The 608-nt window shown below is 62.0% G+C and carries 1 rRNA gene; it reads left to right on the forward strand.

Annotation, left to right across the window (positions count from 1 at the left end):
- Positions 1–528: 528 nt before the first annotated feature.
- Positions 529–608: ribosomal RNA gene (locus AB0C16_RS40260) — 23S ribosomal RNA — on the forward strand; the annotation flags it as partial.

The raw sequence follows: 608 nt of genomic DNA on the forward strand, positions 1-608 counted from the left end.
TCGTAACAAGGTAGCCGTACCGGAAGGTGCGGCTGGATCACCTCCTTTCTAAGGAGCGCTGGCCGGCGGCGTGAGCTGCTGGTCCATGTCGCGGTCATCAGCGGATGTCTGATGCGTGACGGCTCACTAGTGGAGCACTGGCTATTCGGCATGGCGTGGTCGCCGGCCGGCAAGTACCGCCCTCACCATGTGTGGGGGAGTGGGAACGCTGGTGCGGGGGTTGCGGGTGCCGGGCACACTGTTGGGTCCTGAGGAAACGGACCTCTTGGGACCGTGGCCGCTTTCTCGGCTGACTCTCTATCTGGGCTTGTGGCCTGGGATGTGGGGGGTTGGCGGGTGGGCAGGGTGTTGGCGAAGGCTGATGTTCTGCTGAGTGTGGTCTCGGTCTCGTGGTTTGTGTGACCTCGTGCGGGACCGGTCTCCTGTCATACCGCGTGTGCTCCGGGTTCGGGGTGTGCGGCTGGTGGTGGGGTGGGTTGGTTGCTGTTTGTTGTTTGAGATTTGCATAGTGGACGCGAGCATCTTTGTGGCCAAGTTTTTTAGGGCACACGGTGGATGCCTTGGCATCAGGAGCCGATGAAGGACGTGGGAGGCTGCGTTAAGCCTCG

The organism is Nonomuraea sp. NPDC048916, assembly GCF_040649575.1.
Classification (GTDB): Bacteria; Actinomycetota; Actinomycetes; order Streptosporangiales; family Streptosporangiaceae; genus Nonomuraea.